The organism is Serratia sp. EC4 (assembly GCF_059652115.1).
Map to the genome: position 1 here is coordinate 287639 of NZ_JBNIDE010000004.1, position 25225 is coordinate 312863.

The following is a 25225-nucleotide window of genomic DNA, read 5'->3' on the forward strand; positions in this document are numbered from 1 at the left end:
CATGACGCAGCGCGCTCAGGATCTGGGCATTATCATCGGACAGGGCACGCCCGGCCCGCTGAACGCCATCACCGACGTGCCCGGCGTGCGCGTCGGCCATGCCAGCCTGCATGCCGATTTGGCGGACGGGCGCAGCGTGCGCACCGGCGTGACGGTGATCGAACCGCGCCCCGGCTCCGCCCGCCACGCGCCCTGCTTCGCCGGCGTGCACGTGCTGAACGGCAACGGCGACGCCACCGGCCTGGAATGGGTGCGCGAAGCGGGCCTGCTGACCAGCCCAATCGCCTTCACCAATACCCACAGCGTGGGGGTAGTGCGCGATGCGCTGATCGCGCTGGAGCGTGAAGCGCTGCCCGCGAGCGACAACGCGGTGTACTGGAATATGCCGGTGGTGATGGAAACCTTCGATGGCCTGCTCAACGACATCAACGGCTTTCACGTCAAAGCCGAACACGTGCGCGAAGCGCAGCAGGCGGCCCGGAGCGGCTTGCCGCAGGAAGGCGCGGTCGGCGGCGGCAGCGGCATGATCTGCCATGAATTCAAAGGCGGCAGCGGCACCGCATCGCGCCGCTTGCCCGCCGATCAAGGCGGCTGGACGGTGGGCGCCATCGTGCAGGCCAACCACGGCAAGCGCGAGTCGCTGTTGGTGGGCGGCTACCCGGTGGGCCGCCACCTGGGGCATCTCCCCTCGCCGTTCACGCCGCAGTTGCCGCATCCCGGCATGGGCTCCATCGTGGTGGCGCTGGCGACCGACGCGCCGCTGCTGCCGCACCAGTGCGCGCGGCTGGCGCAGCGCGCCAGCATCGGCATCGCCCGCACCGGCGGCGGCACCGAGGATTCGAGCGGCGACATTTTCATCGCCTTCGCCACCGGCAACGACGGCCTGCCGCCCGCCGACTACGCCAATAAAGGCGATTTCACCACGCCGCTGCGCATGGTGAACAACGACTACATTTCGGCGCTGTTCGCCGCGGCGGCGGAAGCGGTGGAAGAAGCGATCGTCAATGCGTTGCTGGCGGCCAATACCGTCAGCGGCAACGGCCATCGGGCGGAAGGATTGAGCGCCGAACAGCTGGTGACGGCGCTGGAGAAAGCCGGCTGGCGGCGGTAAAAAAACACAGGGCGCGGGGGTTAACCGCGCCCTGATTATCAGGATTCGCCGCCCAGCTTGGGCGTCGGGTAGTCGTAATCCAGCCGCAACGGTTCGGCGTAGACGCTGTTCCACAGCTGTTGGTAAAGCTGGTCCAACCGCCCGCTCATCGCCGCGCTGTGCAGCACCAGCTCCAGATTGCGCGAGTTGTCCAGATAGCCGCCGGTCCAGTTGCTGGTGCCCACCCAGGCGATCTCATCATCGATGGTCATCAGCTTGCTGTGGATCACCCGGGCAAACGGGATGAAGCCGCTGCTGGCCGGCGGAATGGTCACCACCTTGATCTGCACGTTCGGCACCAGCGCCAGGCTCTTCAGCCAGGCGATATCCGGCTTTTTGGTGTTCCAGTTGGCCACCATCAGCTCGATCTGCACGCCGCGCGCCGCCGCGCTGCGCAGCGCGTTGTCGATCACCGCATAGAAGGGACGGCTGCGTTCCGGGCCGAACGACAGCGGCGCGTAGTCCATCACCTGCACCCGCACCCGCCGTTTGGCGTCGGCCAGCAGGCGCGGCAGCTCGGCCTGTGAGTCGATCACCCCTGCCGGATTGTAGGCGCGCGGGCTGGCCACCAGATAGTTGCCCTGCGGGGGCGCGGTCGGCGGCGAGTCGGGCAGCGCCGGCACCGGCTTATCCTGCGCCAGCAGCGCCTGCGCCCGCCAGTCCTGTTCGAAGATCGCCTGGATCTGCCCCACCACCCTGGCGTCGCTGATGCGCAGCCCGGTTTCGTGAATGTGTTCCAGCGCGCGCCAGTCGAAGTTCTGGCTGCCGACGAACGCCTGCTCGCCGTCCACCAGCAGATACTTGGCGTGCAGGATGCCGCCGCTCAGCTTCTGGTAAGGAATGATGCGCAGCTCCAGATTGGGGATCGCCTTCAGCTGTTCCAGCGTTTCGGCGGTAGAAATGCGAAGGCCCTTCTCTTCGACCAAAAAGCGGATTTTCACCCCGCGTTCGCCGGCCGCCTTCAGGTGCTGCAGCACGCCATCCAGCAGCGAACCGTCCTGATTCGCCACGTAGAACTGCCCCAGGTCGATGCGGGTTTTCGCCGCGTCGAACATCTCGCGCCACACCTCGGCGGTGTTGCGCAGGTCGTCGGCCTGCAGCGCGGTTTCCACCGGCGCGGTGTACACCAGCTCGTAACCGGGAATCGCAAAACGCGCCGCAGCGCTCTGGCTCAACATCAACAAACAACCGCTCCACAATGCCGTATAAAGGCGGCCTCTCGGCCGCCGTGCTGGATGGCCATTAGGCATAGCGCGGCGCTCCGCTGTCAACCCATTGTTCGCCGCTGCCGCTCTCCGGACGGCTGGCCGGCTGGCCGGCGCGGATCAGCAGCACCTTCAGCAATTCGTTGATGCGCTCCATGCGGCTCTGCAGGAAGTTGTTGGCCACCAGGCACAGCAGCGCGATGGCGATGCCCAGCCCGGTGGCGTACAGCGCGGTGCCCATGCCGGCCGACACCAGACTCGGCTCGGACACCCCCGAGGCGGCCAGCGCCTTGAAGGTTTCGATGATCCCCATCACCGTGCCCAGCAGCCCCAGCAACGGCGCGGCGGTGACCACGGTTTCCAGCAGCCACAGGCCGCGCGCCATCGGCGGCTTGCTCAGCAGGTACTGGGCGTCGATCAGATCGCCGATCGCCTCGCGGTCGCCGGCGCGGTGTTTCTGCGCCAGCACCGGCGCGATCACCGCCATCGGCAGGCTGTTGCGCTGGGTCAGCGCGTCGGGCAAATCGGCGGCGCGGCGCACCTCCGGCGTCAGCGCCTGCTCCAGCCGGCGCGCCTGGCGCTGGGTATAGGCGAAGTACAGCGTGCGTTCGATGATGATCACCAGCGCAATCGCCAGCGCGGCGTACATCACGTAGAAAATAATGTCGTGCAACAGATTAGCGTCCATACAGGTTTCCTCTTCCCCGCCGCACGGCAGGCAGCGGGGTATTCAGTTAAAAGGTGGCTTCCAGCGAGACGCTGAAGGTGCGTTCTTCGCCGACGTTGTAATACGGCGTGCTGGCCTTCACACCGCCGTAGGGCGCCGCGTTGAAGGTGGTGGTGCGCACCGAGGTCAGGTATTCCTTGTCAAACAGGTTGCTGATGCCAAAGCGCAGCGCGGCGCTTTTGACGATTTTCTTGTCCACCGGCAGATGCACCCCCGCCGCCAGATCGAACACCGTGCGGCCGCCGATCTTCTCGTCGTTGGTCAGATCGCCGTAGAACGCGCTGACGTACTTGCCGCTGACGCTGCCGTAATACAGCCCGTCGTCATAACCCAACGTCATGTTCAGCAGGTTTTTCGGCACGTTCGGCACTTCTTTGCCGGAGGTCGGCAGCGGCTGCCCGCCATTGCTGACGATGTCGCTCTTCTGCTTCGATTGGGTATAGGTATAAGAGGTGTAGTAGTTGAAGTTATGCGGCAGTTGGCCGCTCCACTCCAGCTCCAGCCCTTTGTTCTCCACGTTGCCGATGTTCATCATCTCGTAGTCGCCGGCCGCGTTGGTGGTGGAGATTTGGCGATCGCTGTAGCGCATGTAGAACAGCGTGGCGCTCAGCAGCATGTCCTCTTGTTGAAAACGCCAGCCCAGCTCGTGGTTCCAGCTCAGTTCCGGCTTGGTGCTGAGCGAGTCGCCGACGTTGTACAGCACGTAGTTTGGCGGCGTGCGCATGTTGCGCGTCAGGTTGTAGAACACCTGGTTTTCCTGGTTCACCTTATAGCTGGCGCTGAAGTTCGGCAGGAATTCGTGATAGGTGGCTTTGCGCTTCTCCGGCACGTTGTACAGGCTGCCGCGGTTGTCCCCTTTGCGCTCCACATACTGATAGGCCAGGCCGCCGACGAAGGTCCAGTCCGGCGTGGCGAACCAGGTGTCCTGCAGCCACACTTTCTGCGCCGGGGTGATGGTGTACTGGTTGCGTCCCTGCACGGTGTTGCCGTTGGCGTCCTTCACCTGATCGGAACCGCCAGGTTTCCCCCAAATCTGTGACGGGTTGCCGTCGCCCTTGATGCTGATGAACGGCTGAGTCTGCAACTGGCGCGCGCGCTCGTACCAATAACCGACGTCCAGGCTGTGCTGCTCGTTGATGTCCCACTTCAGCTTGGTGGTGATGCCCGGCCGCCAGGTTTGGGTCCACGACGGGCGGTAATAGGTGTTGGACTGCAGGTTGCTGAGGTCATACTGCCCGGCTCTGTCCGACGTGCTGGACAATACCGACGCCGTCTGGCCGTTGAAACTGCCGCCGTTGCCCCAGTAGTAATAGGGCTGCAGAGTCAGCGACAGGTTGTCGCGCAGCTGCAGTTTCTGGGTGAACGACAGCGTAAAGTTCTCGAACGGGTTGCGTTCAATCTTGTAATACTTGTTCAACTGCCCTTTGCTGTTGTACTCCGGCGAGGTGACATAATCGGTGTCACGACCGTCGTTTTGGAACTGCGCCTTGCTCAGGGTGTTGTAGTTGGTGTTGTTCTGGCGGTTGTACTTCATCACCAGATTGCTGCTGTTGCCGTTGCCGTCTTCATACAGCGAGTTCATCTCGAACTTGTCGGAGTACAGCCGCCCCTCGCCGCGCCATTTCTTCGCCTCGGTGTGCGAATAGGAGAGCCAGTTGCTGAAGCCGTTGTACTCGCCGGTTTCCAGGCGGGCGAAGGTTTTGCTCAGGCTGTTGCTGCCCAGCGTCTGCTTGACGAAACCGCCGAAGTCTTTCGCCGGGCGGCGCGTCACCAGGCCGATGTTGCCGCCGCTGGAGCCGATGTGCGGGCCGTCCGCTTCGGAAGACCCCTGGGTGACGAACACCTCTTCCAGGTTCTCCGCATCGCCGAGCAGGTTCGGGTAGACCGCGTAGTTGCCGGAGTCATTGATCGGGATGCCGTCCATCGACAGGCCGATCTGATCCGAGTTCATGCCGCGCATGGTGTAGTCCACGCCGCTCAGGCCGCTGGCGTCGTTGCTGTTGACGTTCAAGCCCGGCGTGTATTTCAGTTTATCGATGGCGTTGGCCGCCGACGGCATTTTGTCCATCGCTTCTTTGGTGACGGTGGAGCGCGCCTTGGCGCTGTCATCCTGCACCATCATGCCGCCGCCGAGCGACTGCCCCTTGACGCTGATGGTGCCGACATCGGTGGCGTCGGCCGCCAGCGCGGCGCCCGGCAGCATCACCGCCAGATAGATCCCAGAACGATTAAACGATTTCATTGTGTGCATCCCATAAAAATCAAACGATTAACCCTTGCGCTAAGGCGCCTGATAATTGAACGTCGCGGTAAATCTTTTGGTTGTTTGCCCGGCGAACGCCTCGCTCGGGAACGGCTTCACTGAACTGATGCTTTGCAGGCTGCTCATCGCCGCGCGATTCAGCAGCATGCTGGCGGCTTTGTTGGCGATGCCGGAAGAGAGCACCCGCCCGCTGCGATCGACCTCCAACCACACCTCGACGTTGCCCTGCGGGCGCTCGAGCGAGGCCTGCCGCCCGCTCGGGTAGCGCTTGCGCTGTTCCAACTCACGGCGCAAGGCCAGCAGGTAGCCGTTTTCTATCGCCTGCGCGTTCACCTTCGGCGCCGCGGGGGCGACCGGTGCGGGCTGCGCCGCCGGTTTGCTGGCCAGCGCGCGCGGTACGGCGGGCGCCGGCGTCGGTTTGGGTTTCTCTACCGGTTTGGCTTTCTCTTTCACCGGTTTGGGTTTGGTCTTCGGCTGTGGCTTCGGCACCGGCTTGGCTTCCACGATCGGTTCCGGCGCCGGCACCACCGGTTCGGGGATCGGCTCCGGCTCGGGCGGCGGCGGTTCGGGCTGAGGTTCCGGCGGCGTTTCCGGTTGGGGTTCCGGCGCCGGTTCAGGTTCCACCAGCGCCAGTTCAATGGCGGTTTCGTCATAGCGCGGCTGGATCTTCAGCGCCGCCTGTTGGCTGGCGAACAGCAGGCAACCGGCGACAATCAGCGCCGGCAACCAGCTGAAAAGATGACGTGAGCGATAGAGCAGATACATGTCACAGCTTCCGTGTCGCGATGGAGACGGAGAAGAAGCCGCCCTGGCGCAGGTTGTCCATGACCGCCACCAGCCGCTCGACCGCCACGCCTTTATCGCTGTTGACGATGATGGTGGTGGTCTGGTTGGCCTGCTGCTGTTGTTTCAGCGTGTTGACCAACGCGTCGAGCGCGATCGGCTGGCCATCCAGCTGCAGCTGTTCGTCGGCCCCCAGCGTGATGATCGCTTTCTTCTGCGGTTTCAGCTGTTGCGCGCTGCCGGCGGACGGCAACTGCGTTTTCAGCCCGAGCGCCGGGATGACGTTCAGGCTGATCAAGACGAAAAACACCAATAAAAACATCATCACGTCGATCATCGGGATCAGTTCGATGTGCGCTTTGTTCTTTTTCGGTTCGTTCCAGTTACGCATGACACTCCCTCCAAAAGCGAAGCAGCCAATATAGGAGGGGTTTGTTTACCTTTTGTTACGCTTGTGTGATATTATTTTCACAGCACGGATTTTTTGCGAGAATTTTTTCAATGGCAGGCGATAAGGGAGTAGATATAACTTATTAATTAGCGATAATTTTTATTGGAATAATTGCGATGGGGTATTTCAGAGAGCCAAAGCCAGAGAGGATAATGTGAGAATAGTGACAGCCCATACGGTCACTACAACAAGACCTCAAGCCCGTGCTTACGTACGATCGAAAGCAGCTTGAGCGACACGCCGCCGGGCCGTTTCACCCCCGTCTCCCACTTCTGTATGGTCGACACGCTGGTATTCAGATAACGGGCAAAAACCGGTTGGCTTAAACGTAAATGCTCACGCAAGGCTTTGATCTCTTGGGGCTGCAACATCTCGACCGGAGCAAGGCAAGACTCGTCGAAACTGCGTAGGGTTTCCAGAGAAATGGCGCCAGTACGATGCAATCCTTCAGCCGCGCTGTGAATCGCCTCAAAGGCCGGACTCCGAAACGTTTTTTCCTTCTTCATGGCAAATCTCCATCCATTCGTTCTTTACGACCAAGGATTGGAGCATTTCGTCGCTCAACGCGCCAAAATGCACCGCCAACTTGCGAAAAGCTTGCAATTCCGCCCCAGAGATATTGGCCTGGACCTGCTTGGCAAACAAAAAAACATACACCCAATGCCGACCGTTTTTCGCTAATACCAACGCACGGTCGCGATTATGATTAAGACGTTTTTTAAATACACCACCGCCTAAATCCACAGCCAAACCCCGTTGTACATCGTGTACCGCCCGACATAATGCCTTATCGGTAATGCCGTGCGCCTGAGCCTTCTTGCTAAACCAACGAGTTTTAAATGTACGCATTGCAATGACTCCCCCATAAAACATAGCACCGAGTGAAACACTTTTACAGAGCATTCCTTCTCGCCAGCATCACCTCAAACGTCGATGATGGCCACCATGGGAAACCCGATTTGCATGATGGCGCGCATCATGACTTCTTTCTGTGCAACGCTGAGGGCATCATTGCGAACGCACACGCAACAACATGTTTTACAAGCACAAAAAAAGACGCCCGCAGGCGTCTTCTTGGCATTGTCACTGAGCCCGAGGCGATCAGTTCACTTTCACCGGCATACCGGAACGGGCTTTGATCGCCGCGTCCACTTCGCTCTGGTTGACGCCGGCGTCCATCAGCACTTTGCCGACCGGCGCGGAGATGGTCAACGGCACCGGATCTTTCGATTGCAGCTGCTCTTCGTTGGCCGACAGCGGGTTGTGCACTTCCACGTAGCGCGAGCCGTCCGGTTCGACGGAGGCTTTCATCGGTTCGTTGATGAACTGCACGCGGGTGCCGACCGGCACGTTTTCGAACAGATACTTGATGTCGTCGGCGCGCAGACGCACGCAGCCGTGGCTCACGCGCAGGCCGATGCCGAAGTTGGCGTTGGTGCCGTGGATGGCGTACAGGCGGCCGACATACAGCGCATACAGCCCCATCGGGTTGTCCGGGCCGGCCGGGAACACCGCAGGCAGGATCTCGCCGTCAGCCGCGTATTCGGCGCGCATCTTGGCGGTCGGCGTCCAGGTCGGGCCGTCTTTCTTGCGCTGCACGGTGGTGGTCCAGTTCAGCGGGGTGTCTTTACCCAGCTGGCCGATGCCGATCGGCAGCACCACCACGGTGTTGGAGCCTTTCGGGTAATAGTACAGACGCATTTCGGCGCTGTTGATGATGATGCCTTCACGCGGCGCGTCCGGCAGGATCAGCTGCTGCGGGATAGTCAGGGTGCTGCCGGCCTTCGGCAGGAACGGATCCACACCCGGGTTGGCCTCCAGCATGTTGCTCAGCCCCATCTGATACTGGGCGGCGAAGCTCTCCAGCGGCAGTTTGCTGTCTTCCGGTACGGTGATTTGGATATTCTCGCCCACCAAACGGCTGTCTTTTGGCGGCAGCGGGTAAACGACGGCGAAGGCAGCCTGGCTGAATGCAACCAGTGCCGTAAACAGGGTTAATAACGCGCGAATGCTCATTTTCATCTTCGTGTTGGTCAAGGCCACTGGCGATTAGGGATATCGGTTTCTACGGCCACTTCGCCCCGATGAGTTTCAGCCGGCAGCCACTCGCTGCGGCCTGAAAAACAGGGGGATTGGACCGGATGCGCATTATATGTGCACATCAATCAAAGTGTGAACCATTACCGATGTAATATCGCAATTTTTTGTAACCTGACGCGCCACGAAGGCGATTTTTTGCGAGAACCGCCGCCTAGCTGGCGGCGGCCAACGCTTCCACCCGCCGTATCGGGATCAGGTATTCACAGCGGATCGCCGCGCCGCCGAGCGGGCAACTGCCCTCCTGCGCCGGGTAGAAACGCTCGATATCCTGCCCCGGCCGGCGGATGGCGTTCATCTGCGGCATGGCGGTGTCATACAGCCGGACAATAAAGTTTTGTAACCCTTCCGCCTGTCCCTGGTAGGTGAAACGGGCATACTCGCCCTGCTCGATAGTCACCCGCTCTCCCGGCGCCCCTTCGTCCGGCAGAGCGGCGGTGTAGGCCATGCGCGGGCTGCCCCGGCGGCGCCGGTCAACTTCCAGACTGGTAAGACCGTATACTACCTCCGGCAGCGCCTGCGGCTGCAGCAACTGCCGCCAGGCGTGGCGGCGCAGCTCACACTTGGAGGCCGCCAGTTGCCCCAGGGTAAAACTGCGGCGCTGGGTATGGCCCACCAACTGCATGGCGGGCAGCGTCACGATATCGGCCTGCGGCAATGGCGCTTCGGTCAGGCGCAGCGGCGGCTGCAGGCCATAGCTCGACCAATCCTGGCTGCGACGATAGCTGGCCGGCGGCAGACCGAACTGCTTGCGGAAGCAACGGGTGAAGGTCTGCTGCGAATCGAACTGGTAAGTATCGGCGATGCAGGCCACGCTGGTGCCGGTCAGGCGCAGTTCACGCGCGGCGGCGGTCAGCCTTCTGCGGCGCGCGTAGGTGCCGAGAATATGGCCGGTATGCTGCTTGAACATCCGCTGCAAATGCCATTTGGAGTAGCCGGACTTGGCGGCGATGTCGTCCAGCGTCAGCGGCTGATCCAGGCTCTGCTCGATCCAGGCCAGCAGCTGTTCAATCACCTGTTGCTGGTGCATGGTGTTCCCCTTATTTGATTAATAACGTCTGCGCCAATACCCGGCCTGCGGCTTCATTGGCGGCCACCAGCACCGGATAGCCCCAGAATTTGGCGCCGTATTCGGCGAATTCTTCCGCCGCCGCGCGTTTGGCGTCGTCCGGCTCCAGCATGATCATGCCTTTCACCCACCGCTTCAGCGCCTCGCGGTTATCGCGTTTCCACAGCGCCACCTGGGTGCGAGCATCGCGGTCATGTTCTTCTTCTTCATCGCCGACGCTGCGGTCGGTGATCAGAACAAAAGGTTCGGCGCGCGCCAGCAGCGCGCTGAATTCGGCCAGCTCGGCCTGGGTATCGCGCCCGTTTCGGCGCATCCACACCAGCGGAAAATCGGCGGTATCCAATGACATAATCAGTTTCCTCGCGAAAGGGTTTAGGACTGGCGCTTACTTTATCGGCACCGGCGCTAGACCGCATTGCGCAATCAGGACATAATACTTTTCAATTCCGCCAAATTGAGAACTATTCTCATGAAAGTACAGATCCCCCGCCACTGTCTGGATATCGATCAAGTGCCGCGCCCGCTGTTTGCCCTGCAGGGGTCGACCCTCGAACAGGATTGGGAAGTCGAGCCGCACCGCCACCGGAAGGCGCAACTGATCTACACCGTGCGCGGCATGATCCGCTGCGAAGTGGAAAACGGGCTGTGGCTGGTGCCGCCGCAGTGCGCGCTGTGGATGCCGGGCAACGTATTGCACAACGCCCAGGGCGCCGGCTCCACCGAGGCCTACTGCCTGTTCGTCGATCAACATGCCGCCGCCGGCCTGCCGCAAAGCTGCTGCACGCTGTCGGTCTCGCCGCTGCTGCGCGAGCTGCTGCTGCAGGCCAGCACCTTCGAGCCGCTTTACGACGAACAGGGCGCCGAAGGGCGTCTGACGGCGGTATTGCTGGATCAGCTGGCGGCCGCGCCGATCGAGAATCTGCATCTGCCGGTGTCCGACGATGCGCGCATCCGGCAGTTGACCGAAGGCATGCTGAGCAGCCCGGCGGACAAATCCACCCTCGGGCAGTGGGCGCAGCGCATCGGCATGAGCGAACGCTCCCTCAGCCGCACGCTGCAACAGCAGATGGGCATGAGCTTCGGCCACTGGCGGCGCCAGCTGCACGTGATGCTGGCGCTGCAGCGCTTGACGCAGGGCGAGAGCGTACAGACGGTGGCGCTGGATCTGGGCTACGAGAGCGCCAGCGGCTTCGTCACCATGTTCAGAAAGGCGGTGGGCAAACCGCCGGCGCGCTACCTGGCGGAGCGCAACGCCTCTGGAGAAACCCTGGGCGGCGCGATCACCATGTGAAAAAGCCGGCGCAAGCGCCGGCTTGGAGCAGGTGAAAATCAGAAATCGTAGAACACCGTTATCCAGGTGGAATCCGGCTCATTGTCGCTGCTGTTGGCCAGCGTGCGCTCCACATACACCGACAGACCGTAACCGATGGTGGTGCCCGCGCCAAGATAGACGTGGTTGGCGTGATACGCCTCGTCTCCCTTCAGCCGCAGCGAGTCCGCCGCCACATAAGGCTGGACGGATTTGAGGAACGGCTTGTCGATATTGAAGGTATAACCGACGAAGCCTTCCAGCCCGTAGCCGTCACCGGCGAAGAAGTGCGACAGCGTGCGCTGGCGGGTGCTCGGCACATAATCTTTGTAGTAGCTGGCGGTGCCGACGATGTACCAGTTGTTCGGCTGCCAGGTCAACGCGGTGCCGGACAACTGCTGGTGATAATCCTGTTCGTGGTACAGATTGTCTTTGATCTTCGCATCGGTATAACTGTAGGCCGCGCTGAAAGTGAAATCCTTCGTCACCTTATAATCGAAGCCCAGCCCGCCACCGCCCTTGCGGCGGTAAATCAGGTTATCCGCGGTGTGCAGATCGTCTTCCGGCAATAAATAGTTGGCGTACAGCGTGACCGGCCCGAAATCATTGGTGTATTTGATGCTGTTTTTCGGTTTATTGCCGCCGTCATAGTCGCCGGAAATGCCGATGCCGGTGCCGCCCGCATGGCCATCGTTATCCCAGACGTCGCTTTTAATGCCGACCACCGAATAATAGATGCCGTATTGATGGCCATAGGTCAGGGTGCCGTAACGATCGTCCTTGAAACCGGCGTACAGTTGGCGCTGATAGTCGCGCTTGCCGTCTTCGTTATAATGCCCGTCCCAGCTGAGCGCGTGCGCCAGATCGACGCCCCACTCGTAATAGCCGATGATCGAAGTGTCCTGCGTCAGCGCATAATCGCCGCTGAAGCGAAAACGCGTGCCGCCGTCGTGGCCGTTTTTGTCATAGCCCGGCTCCGGGCCATTATTGAAGATCCACTCGGGGCGAATGCTGCCGCCCACCTTTAAACTGAGCGGCGCCAGCAACACATTGCTCTGCGGGTTTTTATCCAGAATGGTGATCTCGGCCTGTGCGCCGGCGGATAACGCCGACAGCAAGACGCCGCCAATGAATATTGGCGTTGTATTTTTTCTCATTATTACCCCTGCCCGAAAAAATTATTGTTATAAACGCGGTGGTCTTAAGCCACGCAGAAATAATTAACCGATGTGAACATCGCACGCAAGATATAAAAATTCACGCCATAACCTGCCATTATTTCAGGTTGGATTTAATTTCAGCAAAAACATGTTCACCTGTAACACAAAGAAAAACAATGTAATAATCGCAGCACGAAATAAACCAATCCGCACGCTTCACCCAAAATAACCCTTCGTGATTATCTGGAAATAAAGATAGCAAATAACAAATAAATATTATTGCCGCAGGTAAACCGTCACGCGAGGGAATTAACTAAAGGCGGGAAATAACGACGGAGCGCGTTGCGCGCTCCGGGAGAGAGAATTCACTACTGCGCCAGCCAGCCGCCGTCCATGTTCCAGGCGGCGCCGCGCACCTGCGCCGCCGCATCACTGCACAGGAACAGCGCCAGCTCGCCGAGCTGCTCAGGCGTGACGAACGCTTGCGAAGGCTGCTTCTCCGCCAACAGCTCATCGCGCGCCTGCTGCGGATCGGTCCCGGCGGCAATGCGTTTGTCGATCTGCTGCTGCACCAGCGGCGTCAGCACCCAGCCGGGGCAGATGGCGTTGCAGGTGACGGGCGTGCGCGCGGTCTCCAGCGCCAGCGTCTTGGTCAGCCCCACCACGCCGTGCTTGGCCGCCACATAGGCCGACTTGTCTTTCGACGCCACCAGCCCGTGCACCGACGCCACGTTGATGATGCGCCCCCAGTTGCGCTCGCGCATCCCCGGCAGCGCCAATCGGCAGGTGTGGAATACCGCCGACAGGTTGATGGCGAGGATGGCGTTCCATTTCTCCACCGGGAACTGATCCAGCGGCGCCACATGCTGAATGCCGGCGTTGTTCACCAGAATGTCCACGCCGCCGAACTCACGCTCGGCATACTGCATCATGTCCGCTATCTGGGCCGCATCGCCGAGATCGGCGCCGTGATACCCCGGCGCGGCGCCCAGCCGCGCGACCTGCATTTGCGCCTGCTCCACGTCGCCGAAGCCGTTGAGGATCACGCGCGCGCCGGCGGCGGCCAGCACGGACGCTATCCCGAGGCCGATGCCGCTGGTCGAGCCGGTCACCAGCGCGGTTTTGCCTTGTACACTCATGGTATCGCTCCTTTAAACAATGCCGGTCAGGTAGAACACGCCGATCACGAACAGCACCGCAGCGCTTTTGATCAGGGTGATGGCGAAGATGCCGCCATAGGCCTGCCGGTGGCTGAGGCCGGTGATCGCCAGCAGGGTGATCACCGCGCCGTTGTGCGGCAAGGTGTCCATGCCGCCGCTGGCCATCGAGGCCACCCGGTGCAGCACCTCCAGCGGAATGTGTGCCGCATGGGCGGCGGCCACGAAGTTATCGGCCATCGCCGCCAGCGCGATGCTCATGCCGCCGGAGGCCGAACCGGTGATGCCGGCCAGCAGGGTGACGCTGATCGCTTCGTTCAGCAGCGGGTTGGGGATCGCCGACAGCGCCTGCGACAGCACCAAAAAGCCCGGCAGCGCGGCGATCACCGCGCCGAAGCCGTATTCGGAGGCGGTGTTCATCGCCGCCAGAATTGCGCCGCCGACCGCCGTCTTGCTGCCTTCCGCCAGCCGGCCGCGAATATTGCGAAAGCCGAACACCACCACCAGCAGAATACCCGACACCAGCGCCGCTTCCACCGCCCAGATGGCGGTGATCTTCGCCACATCGGTGGTGATGGGCTTGGCCAGCCCCGGCAGCGTCAGATCGTGGCTGGCGCCGTACCACTGCGGGATCCAATGGGTGAAGCCAAGGTTGAATACCCCGACCAAAATCAACGGCAAGATGGCGATCAGCGGGTTAGGCAGGTTGATGTCGTCCGGGGTTTCCGGTTCGTTCAGCAGCTCGGTGCCGTAACCCTCCCCCTTCAACTGCGCGTTGCGCCGCTGGCGTTCAAGATACAGCAAACCGACCGCGATGATGAACAGCGAGCCGATCAGCCCCAGCCAGGGCGCGGCCCAGGCGTTGGTGCCGAAGAAGCTGGTCGGGATGATGTTTTGGATCTGCGGCGTGCCGGGCAAGGCGTCCATGGTGAAGGAGAAGGCGCCGAGCGCTACGGTGGCCGGGATCAGCCGCTTGGGGATGCCGCTCTGGCGGAACAGCTCGGCGGCGAACGGATAGACCGCGAACGCCACCACGAACAGCGACACCCCGCCGTAGGTCAGCAGCGCGCATACCAGCACAATCACCGGAATGGCGTGGCGTCGGCCGAGAATGCGGATCGCCGCCGCGACGATCGATCGGGAAAAGCCGGACAGCTCGATCAGTTTGCCGAATACCGCCCCCAGCAGGAACACCGGGAAGTAGAGCTTCACGAAGCCGACCATCTTCTCCATAAACAGCCCGGTGAAGGTCGGCGCCACCGCGCCGGGATCGGTCAACAGCACCGCGCCCAGCGCGGCGATCGGGGCGAACAAAATCACGCTGTAGCCGCGGTAGGCGGCCAGCATCAGTAATCCCAGTGCTGCCAGGGCAATTAAAACGCTCATCGGGCACCTCGCTATCGTTGTTATTGTCAGGTACGGCGTGCGAAATTACGGTTTCAGCGCAAAGCGCAGCTGATGCGCCCGTCGCCGTTGAATGCGTTCCCTGCGGGCTTCATCCCAAAGATAAAATCCCCGGCCGCTGCGCTGGCCGCTATCGCCGCGCTGCAGCCGCTGTTCTACCAGCGCCATCATCTCGTCGCCGGTCGCCAGTTCCGGGAACAGGTGGCGGGCGATGTCCGCCACCGTCGCCAACCCGGTCATGTCGGCGGCCTCCAGCGGGCCGACCATGGCGTAGCGCCGCCCCAGCGAGGCGCGCATCACCTGATCCACCACCTCCGCGCTGGCGATGCCGCTGTGGACGATGTGCAGCGCCTCGCGCAGCACCGCAAACTGCAGCCGGTTGCCGACAAACCCCGGCGCGGCGCGCTCCAGCAGCACCGCCTCCAGCGCCATCCCGCCGAGCAGCGCCTGCACCGCCGCCAGATGGCGCGGATCGGTGGCGCGGCCGGGCACGATCTCCACCAGCGGGATCAGGTGCGGCGGGTGCCAGAAGTGGGCGATCAGCAGCCGCTGCGGATGGGTCATGCGCGCCGCCAGCTCGTCCGGCGGCAGGCCGCTGGTGTTGCTGGCAATCACCGCGTCGTCGGCGATCAGCCCCTCCAGTTGCTCATACAGCGCGTGCTTCAGCTCGAGCCGTTCCGGGATCGCCTCGATAAGCAGCCGGGCGCGCGCCACGTCGTTCAGATTGCCGGTCACGCGCAGGCGCGCCAGCGCCACGTCGCGCTCACCGCGATCAAACTGCCCGACGTCGCTCAGCTCAGCCAGAATGCCGCTTGCTACCGCCGGCGCTTCCGCCAGGCGCTGCGGATCCGGGTCATACAGCAGCACCTCATGGCCGTGGCGAATAAAGTGGGTGGCGATGCCCACCCCCATCAGCCCGGCGCCCAATACCGCATAGTCAGATGACTGCATGGTGCCCTCCTCGGTTGTTTACGGGCGCTCTACCGCCAGCGCCACCCCCTGCCCGCCGCCGATGCACAGCATCGCCAGCCCCTTGTTCACCCCGCGGCGCTGCATTTCGTACAGCAGCGACACCAAAATGCGACAGCCGGAGGCGCCGATCGGATGCCCCAGCGCGATCGCTCCGCCGTTGACGTTGACCCGCTCCGCCTCCCAGCCCAGTTCTTTACCCACCGCCAGCGCCTGCGCGGCGAAGGCTTCGTTGGCTTCGATCAGATCGACTTCCTCCAGCCGCCAACCGGCTTTTTCCAGGCAGCGGCGCGCGGCCGGCGCCGGGCCGATGCCCATGATCGCCGGATCGACGCCCGACGAGGCGTAACCGGCGATGCGCGCCAGCACCGGCAAGCGCAGCTCAGCGGCTTTTTCCGCGCTCATCAGCAACACCACGGCGGCGCCGTCGTTGAGCGACGAGGCGTTGCCGGCGGTCACCGAGCCCTCCTTGCGAAACGCCGGACGCAGCCGCGCCAGCGCCTCCAGGCTGGTGTCGCGCGGCTGTTCGTCGCGCTCAACTCTCAGCGCCTCCCCCTTCGGCTGCGGCACCGTCACCGGCGTGATCTCCTGCGCGAAACGCCCGGCCTGCTGCGCCGCCTGCGCCTTCTGCTGCGAACGCAGCGCGAACCTGTCTTGTTCTTCTCTGCTGATGGCGTATTTCTCCGCCAGGTTCTCGGCGGTGATGCCCATGTGGTAGTCGTTGAACGCGTCCCACAGGCCATCGTGGATCACGCTGTCCACCATCTGCGCGTGACCGAGGCGCAGACCGGCGCGCGCGCCGGCCATCAGGTAAGGCGACTGGCTCATGCTTTCCTGGCCGCCGGCGATCACCGCCTCGGCGTCGCCGCTGCGGATCGCCTGCACCGCCAGATGCACCGCCTTCAAACCGGAGCCGCACACCTTGTTGATGGTCAGCGCCGGCGTCGTAACGGGCAGCCCGGCGTTGAGCGCGGTCTGGCGCGCCGGATTCTGCCCGCAGCCGGCGGTCAGCACCTGGCCGAGGATCACTTCATCGATCTGCTGCGGCGGCACGCCGCTTTGCGCCAGCAGCCCCTGCACCGCCGCCGCGCCCAGTTCCACCGCCGTCAGCGGCGCCAGCGCGCCGTGAAAACTGCCGACCGGCGTGCGCGTCGCCGCCACGATCACCACTTCACGTTGTTGCACATTCACCTCCCGTTTCAGAAACGCATTTCCGGCACTTGCTCCGGCACGATCAGCCGGCCGGCGGTTTTGGCGACAATCTCCGCCACGCTGACGCCCGGCGCGCGTTCGCGCAGCACGAAGGCGCCGTCTTCAATTTCCAGGTAGGCCAGATCGGTCAATACCTTGCGAATGCAGCGGGCGCCGGTCAGCGGCAGCGTACAGCGCGGCAGCAGCTTGGACTCGCCGCCCTTCGCGGCGTGGGTCATCACCACGATGATGTTCTCCGCCCCCGCCACCAGATCCATCGCGCCGCCCATGCCCTTGACCATCTTGCCGGGGATCATCCACGAGGCGATGTTGCCCTCGACGTCCACTTCAAACGCCCCCAGCACGGTCAGATCGACATGGCCGCCGCGGATCATGGCGAACGACTGCGCCGAATCGAAAATAGACGCGCCGAGGCGCGCGGTGACCGTCTGCTTGCCGGCGTTGATCATGTCGGCGTCCAGCTGCTGCTCGGTCGGGAACTCGCCCATCCCCAGCAGGCCGTTTTCCGACTGCAGCATCACGTCCATGCCCGCCGGCACGTAGTTGGCCACCAGCGTCGGGATGCCGATGCCCAGGTTGACGTAGTAACCGTCCCTCAACTCTTGCGCCACGCGCTGCGCCATTTGTTCACGGGTAAGCATGCGAATTCTCCTTATGCCCGCAGGGTGCGTTGTTCGATACGCTTCTCGAAGGTGCCCTGGATCAGCCGATCGACGTAAATGCCGGGGGTGTGGATCGCCGCCGGATCCAGCTCGCCCGGCGCCACGATCTCTTCCACTTCCACCACCGTGATGCGCCCGGCGGTCGCCATCAGCGGATTGAAGTTCTGCGCGGTGTGGCGGTAGATGACGTTGCCGAAGTGATCGGCCTTCCAGCCTTTCACGATGGCGAAATCGCCGGTGATGGCGGTTTCCATGATGTAAGGGCGGCCGTTGAACTCGCGCACCTCTTTGCCTTCGGCGATCGGCGTGCCGTAACCGGTGGCGGTGAAGAACGCCGGGATGCCGGCGCCGCCGGCGCGGATCTTCTCCGCCAGCGTGCCCTGCGGCGTGAGATCCACCTCCAGCTCGCCGCTGAGCGCCTGCTGCTCGAACAGCGCGTTTTCACCGACGTAAGATCCCACCACCTTGCGGATCTGATGGGTTTCCAGCAGCCGCCCGAGGCCGAACCCGTCGACGCCGCAGTTGTTGGAGACCACCGTCAACCCGCGCACGCCGCGCCGGCGGATCTCTTCGATCAGGTTTTCCGGGATGCCGCACAGGCCGAAGCCGCCCGCCAGCACCGTCATGTTGTCCGTCAGGCCTGCCAGCGCTTCCTGGTAGCTGCCGACGCGTTTGTCGAGCCCTGCCATATCGTTGCCTCTGCATGTTGCGGCGCAGGGCGAAATGCCCTGGCTTGCGTGAGGGCATCTTCAGGTCACAAAAATGATTTGTTAATTTTGTTTTTATGCCGCATTCATTTAGAATTTTTATTAATCAGTCGTTAACCGAAAATTAACAAAGAGTTAACGCCAACCAAAATGAAAATGAGCATCAAACAGTTACGCGCGTTTTTAGCGGTAGCTCACACTCTGAATTTCGCCCAGGCCAGCGAGCGGCTGAATATTTCTCAGCCGGCGCTCAGCCTGGCGATCCGTGGGCTGGAAGACGCGCTGGGCGGGCCGCTGCTGCTGCGCACCACCCGTCGGGTGACGCTGACACCGGAGGGGGAAACCTTCTTTCCGATGGCGCGCCAGCTGCTGGCGGATTGGGACAACGCGGAAGAGGCTATGCGCCAGCGCTTCACCCTGCAGATGGGCAAGGTGGCGATCGCCGCCATGCCGTCGTTCGCCGGCAACCCGCTGCCGCCGATCCTCAAGGCGTTTCGCGATCGTTACGCCGGCATCAACGTGGCGGTGCACGACGTCATCAACGAGCAGGTATTTGAAATGATCCGCGAAGGCCGGGTGGAGATGGGCATCGCCTTCGAGCCGGAGCCGAGCGACACCCTGCACTTTACCCCGCTGTGCCGCGATCGCTTTCTGGCGGTGGTGCCGAAGGATTCGGCGCTGGCGCGCAAGGCGCAGGTCAGCTGGAAGGAGCTGCTGACGCTGGATTTCATCACCCTGCAGCGGCCATCGGCGGTACGGCTGCTGCTGGAGCAGGAGCTGGCCCGCAGCGGGCGAACGCTGGAGGTGGCGTTTGAAAGCCACCAGTTGGTGACGGTCGGGCGCATGGTGGCCAACGGCCTCGGCGCCAGCGCGGTGCCGGCGCTGTGCGAGCGACAGATGGATGAGCTGGGGGCGGTCTGCGTGCCGCTGATCGGCCCGATCATCGAACGGCGCGTGGGCCTGATCCGCCTGGCGCAGCATCAGCTCTCTTCCGCCGCGCAGGCGCTGGCGACGGTGATCGAACGGGAGATGGCGGGGAGTGGCGGGCAGCCTGCGCTTAAACCGTAAACCCGACGTGCTTGCCGCCCGGCAGCTCGAAAAAGAAGGTGGTTATTGCCTTGCGGCTTGAACAGGGGATGCGACGAGATACGGGAACAGCGGCATCAGTATCGGCCAGAGAAGAAAACATACGGGTTTGGCGAGGTAATAAAGCACGCAACCCGGTTTTCTATTTATGAATGAATATCAAAATAATAGAATCATTCTCCATATCAATCAATTAATTACACCAAATACTCCTTTGCCTTTCAGTCTTGTGAGCGAACGCAAAAGATTGTGACAAAGTGGGTTAATCATGTCTGAACTTTCGTTATGGTATTTTTTCATGTTTTAACGGATTAAAACCATGGCCACAACTCAAGGAAACGCCAGAAAACTTACGGCCGGTGAAATCACATTGGCCAGACTGCTCTACAAAGATGCTGTCGATTACTCGCGCGTTCGCGTCCATAACGGCAGCTATTTCCCCTTCGGCTTACAGCATAAAGATACGGCCGTAACACCAAATGGCACGCTCTATTTTATGCCCAAACACTTCAAAGAAGACTTTGCCACGGCAAACGCCTACGATCAGCATTGGTTTATCCATGAAATGGCGCATGTCTGGCAATATCAATTAGGCATGAACGTACGCCTGCGCGGGTTGGCTAGTTGGGCGGTTTCCTATCAGTATTCCTTGCCCAATTATCATCTTCTATCCGATTATGGAATGGAGGCACAGGCAAGTATCATTGCAGACTATTTCTATCTCACTAAATTTGGGCGCAATGGCTTTCAAATAATCACCAACTACAGCGGCATTATTGGGCCAGACATCAAAAAACGCTATGAATGGGTATTGCGAGCTTTCCTGAAAAATCCAAAGAACCGGAACACCTTATTATGACAAGACGTTATCTCTCTTTGCTGTGCGTACTGCTACTGAACGGCTGTCAATCCACTCAGCCCTGGTACCATCCGTTGGATGTCTCGCTCAAAGACAATCAACCTTGCTTTGCAGTGCCTATCAACAGCGTTCGCAGCGGCGACAACCTGCAAAACCGGGGAGTGATCGTCTCACGACAGGAACAACAGCAATGGCATATCGTCTGGACCTCACCAGAAGTCACTCCATTGCCTGACCTGAAACCAGGGCAATGCGTCACTTATCCGCAAGTAAACTGGGCTGCGGGAGAATACTCCGTCTTGCTTGGTGTCTCGATGAATAACGACACGGAAAGGCGTAAATACATGAAAGAATTCAACTTAAGAATTAATCCCAAAGGAGAAATACAGCTACAGTAAGGAGACTGGGATTATTTATTCCCCCTCCACCGCCTGCACCGCCGCCTTCTGCGTGGCGCGCTGATATAAACACAGCTCCCTGCCCGGCTGGTTTTTCATAAACGGCTGCGGGTAGCGCCCGCCGATAAACAGCGCCGAATAGCCGACGTCATCACCGTAGTGAACGATCGCCCCTTCCACCCTGGCGTTTTTTAGTCCGCTGGCTTTCAGGCAGGCGGCGCGCATCGCCCGTGCGCTCTCGGCCCACGCCTGTGGGGAAGACGCAGTGGCGTGGAACGCGGCCAGCGCGGCGATAAGCAGCCCTATTCTCTTCATCGTTATCTCTCCTTCTACGGCCCGTCTCGCCAGTATAGACCGTGCCGACCCGGCCAACCCGCCGCGCTCTTTACGGCATTTTTATTCCGCGCCCCGTTAACGTTACGGCGTTTTTACAGACAGTTTTTGCCGCCGCAGATACCCTTTTCACATCGCCGCTATGGCCTCACAAGAGAGTTGTCTCATGCGTTTATCCCTGCCTCTGGCCGTGACCGGTCTTCATTCTGGAGCGCGCCATGCATTCTAATATCATCGGGTTCAATCCTCTGCTGGCGGAGCTGCCCGCATCGCCGACACGCACCTTCCGCAAAGAGCTGGAACACTACCTGCAGCGCTATCCGGATACCGAACAGCTGGATATTTATCTGCACGATCTGAACGGCCAGCTGCGCGGCAAGCGCCTGCCGATCGCCGAAGCCTTTGGCCTCGAAAAAGGCTGCTACTTCCCGCTGTCGATCTACGCCCTGGATCTGCACGGCCGGGTGATTGAAGAAAGCGGGCTGGGGCAACGGGCGGGCGAGCCGGATCGACTGTGCCTGCCGGTGCCCGGCACGCTGCGCCCCTGCGCGCGCGATCCCGAACGCCACGCCCAGCTGCTGCTGACGATGCAAAACGCCGACGGCGGCGCCTGCGAACTGGAGCCGCGTGTGGTGCTGCAACGGGTGCTGAAGCGCCTGCACGAGCGCAACTGCTTCCCGGTGGTGGCGGCCGAGCTGGAGTTCTACCTGCAGGATCCGCTGCGCCCCGCCGAGGCGGAAGCTTGCCCGACGCAGAGCTTCGCGGTGGATGCGCCCGAGCGCCACCATGCGCTGCTGAGCGACATCGAACGGCACGCGCGGCTGCAAAACCTGCCGCTGACCGGCGTGGTGGCCGAAGCCGCCTCCGGCCAGTACGAGCTGAACCTGCATCACACCCGGCGCGTGCTGGAAGCCTGCGACCAGATCATGGCGCTGAAACGCCTGACGCGGCAGATTGCCGAGCAGCATCACCAGCACGCCTGCTTTATGGCCAAACCCTGCGCCAATGCCGCCGGCAGCGGACTGCACTTTCACATCAGCCTGCAGAACGAGCACGGCGAGAACCTGCTGACCGGCGCGCCGGGCGAACTGAGCGACAACATGCAGCAGGCGATGGCGGGCATGCTGGCGCTGATGCCCGCGTCGATGGCGATCCTGGCGCCCAACATCAACGCGTTTCGCCGCTTCCGCCCCGGCATGCACGTGCCGCTGCGCGCCTCCTGGGGCCACAACAATCGCACGGTGGCGCTGCGCCTGCCCTGCGCCGACAGCGCCAATCAGCGTATCGAATACCGCCTGGCCGGCGCCGACGCCAACCCCTATCTGGCGCTGGCGGTGATGCTCGGCGGCCTGCTGCACGGGCTGGAACACCCGCTGCCGCTGCCGCCCGCCGCCCACGGCTGCGAAAGCGACAACGCCGCCCCCTTGCCGCTCGGCCAGCAGGAGGCGCTGGCGCTGTTCCGCCACAGCGATCCGCTGCGCGAGCTGCTCGGCCCGGCGTTCTGCACCCTGTGGCACACCTGCAAAAGCGCCGAACTGCGCCGCTTCGAGGAACAGGTCACCGCCGCCGAACTCGGCTGGATGCTGTAACCGTCCACTGATTCGTTAACCTAAGGATAATCATGAACATGCAACCGCAATTGGCCCCCGTACAGCCGCTGCTCTGCTGGCGCAAAGGCGTTTTTCATATCAGCACCGATCGGCAGTTATTGGATATCGAGGCGATCCAGCGTTTCCTCAGCCTGCCGGATCGGGCGGCGGCGGAGCGCCTGGCGCGCCACGGCCTGTGCTTTGGCCTGTACCGCAAACGCCACCAGCTCGGCTTCGCCCGTATGGTGACCGATTACGCCACCTTCGCCTCGGTGAGCGAGCTGTTCGTCAGCGCCGAATACCGCGGCGTCGGGCTGGGAAGCTGGCTGACGCGCTGCTGCCTGGCGCATCCGGCATTGCGCGGCCTGCGCGTCACGCTGCCCGCGCTGCAAGCGCCCTGGCGCGCCGACTGCGCGGCGCACGCCCCGCGCGCCCTGCACTGATAAGGAGAACCCGATGTCTCGTTTGGTGCTGATTTCCAACAAACAGTGCGACGGCAAGGATCTGGCCTGCGCCGGCCGGACGTTGGCGGCCGACGCCGAACCGGGGCTGTGGCTCGGCTGGAACGGCGACGTGCAGAATTTCGCGCAGCGCCCGATCAGTTGCCGCCAACGCGCCGGTTACGATCAGGTGACCTTCCCGCTGTCGATCGAGGAGTTTCGCCGCCACTATCAGGGCTACTACCACGACGGCCTGTGGCCGGTGTTCCACAACCAGCCGGAGAAGGCGCACTTCACGCCGGAAAACTACCGCGCTTACCGGCAGCTGAACTGCCGTTTCGCCGATATCGCCTGCGAGCACCTGTGCCCGGGCGACATCGTCTGTATCGACGACTACCAGCTGCTGCCCTGCGCCCAGGCGTTGAAGGAGCAGGGGCTGCTGAATGCCTGCGCGTTTTTCTTCCACCTGCCGTTCCCGTCGGCGGCGCTGCTGCGGCGCATCCCGGAACATCGCCAGCTGATCGCTTCGCTGCTGTTCTACGATCTGATCGGCTTTACCACCACGGACGATCGCAACGCCTTTCTCAGCTGCCTGTCAGGCGAGTTCCCGCTGGAGATGCTGCCCGACGACCAGATCCAGGCCAACGGGCATATTTTCGCCACCGGCATTTTCCCCGCCGGCATCAACGCCAGGCAGGTTTACTGAACTCAGGCCGCCGCTCGCTGGCGCTCCAGTTCGCGCACCAGCGGGATCACCTCGCGGCCGAAGAACGCCACTTCTTCCTGGAAGTGCAGGAACGCCAACAGCATCAGCTCCACCCCGGCGTCTTTCAGCGCGATGATGCGCTCGGCGATCTGCTGCGGCGTGCCGATCAGGTTGGTTTTAAAGCCATCGTTGTACTGCACCAGATCCTCAAACGAGGATTTGGCCCAGTTGCCCTCACCCTCCGGCGAAGCCGCCCCGGCGTTCTTCACCTCATGGCCGAATCCTTGCACCGCCTCCGGGTTGGCATGATCGATAATCTCCTGCAGCACCGCCTGCGCTTCCTGCTCGGTATCGCGGGCAATGACGAAGCCGTTCACCCCCACCTTGACCCGGTGCTGGTTGGCCCTGGCCTTGGTCTGCAGATCGTCCACCTGCTGGCGAATGCCCTCCACGCTATTGCCGTTGGTGAAATACCAGTCCGAAACCCGCGCCGCCATGTCGCGCGCCGCCCGCGAGCTGCCGCCCTGGAAGATCTCCGGCAGCGGATCCAGCGGCTTGGGCTTTAGCGAGTAGTCGCGGAAACGGTAGAAATCGCCGGCGAAGGTGAAGCTGGGCTCGGCCCAGATGCCGCGCAGGCAGCGGATAAACTCTTCCGAGCGCAGGTAGCGCTCCTCATGATCCAGCCACGGCTCGCCGATGGCCTTGAACTCGCCTCGGAACCAGCCGCTGACAATGTTCACCGCGATGCGCGCGTTGGAAAGATGGCTGATGGTGGCGATCTGTTTGGCCGCCAGCGTGGGGTTCCACGGCCCCGGCAGCAGCGCGGCGATCACCTTCAGCTTCTCGGTGGAATCCAGCAGCGCCTGCGAAAACGACACCGACTCGTGCTGGTTGTCGGCGCCGTAACCGGCGGTGAAGCGGATCTGGGTGAGCGCGTAGTCGAAACCGGCGCGCTCGGCGATCTGCGCCAGCTTGCGGTTATAATCGATGTCCCAACCGGTGCGCTGCGGGATGTTGCTGATCACCAGGCCGCCGGAGACGTTCGGCACCCAGTAGGCGAACTGAATAGGCTGCTGCGAGTGGTTTGTTGCTGACATGCTTCTCTCCCTCTGCTCGTTGGCGCCGTGATGCGGCGCGCATATAACCATTATTGATTTACAAATATTGAAAATCTTGTTTTGGTTATAAATCCGATAGCAGAATGCGTGCCAACCGCCGCGTTAAGGCATCCGGCTGATAAACCGAGGGTTTAAAGTCGGCGGGTTAAAGCGGGTGCTGCATTGGCAACAGCGGCTGGCGGGCGGCTGTTGGTTATGCAGCAAACCGCTCACCCCGCCAATCCAACCGTTCACCCGGCGGATCTGACCGCTGAGCGAAATACGCCTGTCTTCCCCCCTTACCCCCGGCGATGATGAGCTGTTCCTAAACCCGCCTTACCTCGGGAAAGACGCTACGGCTCGCCGCGCCACTCTGACATCTCTTACAAGCG

Annotated in this window: 27 protein-coding genes; 8 read left to right on the top strand and 19 right to left on the bottom strand. The window is 61.9% G+C overall.

Going from position 1 to position 25225, the window contains the following annotated elements; all coding sequences use genetic code 11:
- The first annotated feature begins 1 nt into the window (after position 1).
- Positions 2-1111 carry a DmpA family aminopeptidase gene (locus ACP39K_RS14820; protein ID WP_033638813.1) on the top strand — a complete coding sequence of 370 codons (1110 nt, stop codon included), beginning with the start codon at positions 2-4 and terminating at the stop codon, positions 1109-1111.
- A 38-nt stretch (positions 1112-1149) separates the two neighbouring features.
- Here the strand turns inward: ACP39K_RS14820 and ACP39K_RS14825 are convergent, their stop codons facing one another.
- The 10 genes from ACP39K_RS14825 to ACP39K_RS14870 form a co-directional block, all read right to left on the bottom strand.
- Positions 1150-2400: a phospholipase D-like domain-containing protein gene (locus tag ACP39K_RS14825; RefSeq protein ID WP_497008613.1), complete on the bottom strand. Its 1251-nt coding sequence runs from the start codon at positions 2398-2400 to the stop codon at positions 1150-1152.
- A complete protein-coding gene (locus ACP39K_RS14830; protein WP_016929215.1) occupies positions 2393-3043 on the bottom strand; it encodes a MotA/TolQ/ExbB proton channel family protein in 651 nt (216 codons plus the stop codon). Before ACP39K_RS14830 ends, ACP39K_RS14825 begins: the two co-directional genes overlap by 8 nt.
- A gap of 46 nt (positions 3044-3089) precedes the next feature.
- Complete coding sequence (locus ACP39K_RS14835; protein ID WP_016929216.1) at positions 3090-5324, bottom strand: TonB-dependent receptor family protein; 2235 nt, start codon at positions 5322-5324, stop codon at positions 3090-3092.
- Positions 5325-5363: 39 nt separating this feature from the next.
- Positions 5364-6110 carry an energy transducer TonB family protein gene (locus ACP39K_RS14840; RefSeq protein ID WP_497008614.1) on the bottom strand — a complete coding sequence of 249 codons (747 nt, stop codon included), beginning with the start codon at positions 6108-6110 and terminating at the stop codon, positions 5364-5366.
- Position 6111: 1 nt separating this feature from the next.
- Complete coding sequence (locus tag ACP39K_RS14845; RefSeq protein WP_004933244.1) at positions 6112-6519, bottom strand: ExbD/TolR family protein; 408 nt, start codon at positions 6517-6519, stop codon at positions 6112-6114.
- A gap of 242 nt (positions 6520-6761) precedes the next feature.
- Positions 6762-7085 (bottom strand): helix-turn-helix domain-containing protein, encoded by a 324-nt coding sequence (locus ACP39K_RS14850; protein WP_033638818.1) that lies wholly within the window; start codon positions 7083-7085, stop codon positions 6762-6764.
- Positions 7048-7428 (bottom strand): type II toxin-antitoxin system RelE/ParE family toxin, encoded by a 381-nt coding sequence (locus tag ACP39K_RS14855; protein ID WP_033641319.1) that lies wholly within the window; start codon positions 7426-7428, stop codon positions 7048-7050. The genes ACP39K_RS14850 and ACP39K_RS14855 overlap by 38 nt, the downstream gene beginning before the upstream one ends.
- 252 nt (positions 7429-7680) lie before the next feature.
- Positions 7681-8601, bottom strand: a complete 921-nt coding sequence (locus tag ACP39K_RS14860; protein WP_033638819.1) for a L,D-transpeptidase family protein — start codon at positions 8599-8601, stop codon at positions 7681-7683.
- A 229-nt stretch (positions 8602-8830) separates the two neighbouring features.
- On the bottom strand, positions 8831-9706 hold the full coding sequence (locus tag ACP39K_RS14865) for a helix-turn-helix domain-containing protein (protein WP_033638820.1): 876 nt from the start codon (positions 9704-9706) through the stop codon (positions 8831-8833).
- Positions 9707-9716: 10 nt separating this feature from the next.
- Positions 9717-10094: a hypothetical protein gene (locus ACP39K_RS14870; RefSeq protein ID WP_016929221.1), complete on the bottom strand. Its 378-nt coding sequence runs from the start codon at positions 10092-10094 to the stop codon at positions 9717-9719.
- Positions 10095-10214: 120 nt separating this feature from the next.
- On the opposite strand from ACP39K_RS14870, the gene ACP39K_RS14875 reads away from it, so the two are divergent.
- A complete protein-coding gene (locus tag ACP39K_RS14875) occupies positions 10215-11036 on the top strand; it encodes an AraC family transcriptional regulator (protein ID WP_004933266.1) in 822 nt (273 codons plus the stop codon).
- Positions 11037-11074: 38 nt separating this feature from the next.
- On the opposite strand, the gene ACP39K_RS14880 is transcribed toward ACP39K_RS14875, so the two are convergent.
- The 7 genes from ACP39K_RS14880 to ACP39K_RS14910 form a co-directional block, all read right to left on the bottom strand.
- The gene (locus ACP39K_RS14880; protein ID WP_033638822.1) at positions 11075-12211 is read right to left on the bottom strand and encodes a porin; all 1137 of its coding nucleotides are present in this window, start codon (positions 12209-12211) and stop codon (positions 11075-11077) included.
- A 371-nt stretch (positions 12212-12582) separates the two neighbouring features.
- Positions 12583-13353 (bottom strand): 3-hydroxybutyrate dehydrogenase, encoded by a 771-nt coding sequence (locus tag ACP39K_RS14885; RefSeq protein ID WP_060444823.1) that lies wholly within the window; start codon positions 13351-13353, stop codon positions 12583-12585.
- 12 nt (positions 13354-13365) lie between these two features.
- Positions 13366-14757 carry a GntP family permease gene (locus ACP39K_RS14890; RefSeq protein WP_033638824.1) on the bottom strand — a complete coding sequence of 464 codons (1392 nt, stop codon included), beginning with the start codon at positions 14755-14757 and terminating at the stop codon, positions 13366-13368.
- Between the two features lie 45 nt (positions 14758-14802).
- Entirely contained in the window at positions 14803-15726 is a 924-nt protein-coding gene (locus ACP39K_RS14895; protein WP_033638825.1) for a 3-hydroxyacyl-CoA dehydrogenase family protein, read from the bottom strand.
- Between the two features lie 18 nt (positions 15727-15744).
- A complete protein-coding gene (locus tag ACP39K_RS14900) occupies positions 15745-16929 on the bottom strand; it encodes an acetyl-CoA C-acetyltransferase (RefSeq protein WP_048795374.1) in 1185 nt (394 codons plus the stop codon).
- Between the two features lie 14 nt (positions 16930-16943).
- Complete coding sequence (locus tag ACP39K_RS14905) at positions 16944-17597, bottom strand: CoA transferase subunit B (protein ID WP_015376496.1); 654 nt, start codon at positions 17595-17597, stop codon at positions 16944-16946.
- 11 nt (positions 17598-17608) lie between these two features.
- Positions 17609-18307 (bottom strand): CoA transferase subunit A, encoded by a 699-nt coding sequence (locus ACP39K_RS14910; protein ID WP_004933280.1) that lies wholly within the window; start codon positions 18305-18307, stop codon positions 17609-17611.
- A 168-nt stretch (positions 18308-18475) separates the two neighbouring features.
- Between ACP39K_RS14910 and ACP39K_RS14915 the strand changes: the two genes are divergently transcribed.
- The 3 genes from ACP39K_RS14915 to ACP39K_RS14925 all read left to right on the top strand — a co-directional run bounded on the left by ACP39K_RS14915 (position 18476) and on the right by ACP39K_RS14925 (position 20668).
- Complete coding sequence (locus ACP39K_RS14915) at positions 18476-19393, top strand: LysR family transcriptional regulator (RefSeq protein WP_025305150.1); 918 nt, start codon at positions 18476-18478, stop codon at positions 19391-19393.
- A 337-nt stretch (positions 19394-19730) separates the two neighbouring features.
- Positions 19731-20270, top strand: a complete 540-nt coding sequence (locus ACP39K_RS14920; protein ID WP_197818426.1) for a hypothetical protein — start codon at positions 19731-19733, stop codon at positions 20268-20270.
- Positions 20267-20668: a putative T6SS immunity periplasmic lipoprotein gene (locus tag ACP39K_RS14925; RefSeq protein ID WP_131165162.1), complete on the top strand. Its 402-nt coding sequence runs from the start codon at positions 20267-20269 to the stop codon at positions 20666-20668. The genes ACP39K_RS14920 and ACP39K_RS14925 overlap by 4 nt, the downstream gene beginning before the upstream one ends.
- A 15-nt stretch (positions 20669-20683) precedes the next feature.
- Here ACP39K_RS14925 and ACP39K_RS14930 read toward each other — a convergent pair whose 3' ends face one another.
- A complete protein-coding gene (locus ACP39K_RS14930; protein WP_497008616.1) occupies positions 20684-20983 on the bottom strand; it encodes a hypothetical protein in 300 nt (99 codons plus the stop codon).
- Between the two features lie 236 nt (positions 20984-21219).
- Between ACP39K_RS14930 and ACP39K_RS14935 the strand changes: the two genes are divergently transcribed.
- Genes ACP39K_RS14935 through ACP39K_RS14945 form a run of 3 tightly spaced genes read left to right on the top strand, consistent with a single transcriptional unit; the run spans position 21220 to position 23736 of the window.
- A complete protein-coding gene (locus tag ACP39K_RS14935) occupies positions 21220-22590 on the top strand; it encodes a glutamine synthetase family protein (protein ID WP_089185263.1) in 1371 nt (456 codons plus the stop codon).
- Positions 22591-22622: 32 nt separating this feature from the next.
- Positions 22623-23033: a GNAT family N-acetyltransferase gene (locus tag ACP39K_RS14940; protein WP_033631690.1), complete on the top strand. Its 411-nt coding sequence runs from the start codon at positions 22623-22625 to the stop codon at positions 23031-23033.
- A 13-nt stretch (positions 23034-23046) separates the two neighbouring features.
- Positions 23047-23736: a trehalose-6-phosphate synthase gene (locus ACP39K_RS14945; RefSeq protein WP_016929237.1), complete on the top strand. Its 690-nt coding sequence runs from the start codon at positions 23047-23049 to the stop codon at positions 23734-23736.
- 2 nt (positions 23737-23738) lie between these two features.
- Here the strand turns inward: ACP39K_RS14945 and sfnG are convergent, their stop codons facing one another.
- Positions 23739-24833, bottom strand: coding sequence for a dimethylsulfone monooxygenase SfnG (gene sfnG, locus ACP39K_RS14950; RefSeq protein ID WP_497008617.1), 1095 nt, complete (start codon positions 24831-24833; stop codon positions 23739-23741).
- Positions 24834-25225: the final 392 nt, after the last annotated feature.